Genomic DNA, 353 nt, shown 5'->3' with positions numbered 1-353 from the left:
AAACCAGATGGTTTACCAAATGCGCCTCAAGAAAATGATGCATCTTATGGAGACACTTTTGCCACTGTTTCGGATGGGCCACATTTGGATGAATACTTGCGCGAAATGAACCAAGAAGTCCTATCAAAATATGATGTAATGACGGTTGGAGAAATGCCTGATTCGAAACCAGAAGATGTGGTAAATTATACTAATTTAGACGGTAGTGAATTAAATATGGTCTTTCAATTTGAACACGTTGACCTTGGCGGTAATCCTGATAAACGTTTGGGAAAGTGGAATGATCAGCCTGTGAAATTGACAGAGCTTAAGCATGTTCTTTCTCGCTGGGAGGAAAAACTTGATGGTAAAGC

General features: G+C 39.9%; 1 protein-coding gene. It reads left to right on the top strand.

Going from position 1 to position 353, the window contains the following annotated elements:
- Window positions 1-353, top strand: a 353-nt coding sequence (locus FC65_RS11205) for an alpha-amylase family glycosyl hydrolase (protein ID WP_268872494.1), incomplete at both ends; no start/stop codon positions are given.

Source organism: Ligilactobacillus acidipiscis DSM 15836 (assembly GCF_001435755.1).
In the GTDB taxonomy this organism is placed as follows: Bacteria; Bacillota; Bacilli; order Lactobacillales; family Lactobacillaceae; genus Ligilactobacillus; species Ligilactobacillus acidipiscis.
The sequence above is the reverse complement of the archived record's forward strand: the minus strand, read 5'-3'. Positions and strand labels throughout refer to the sequence as shown.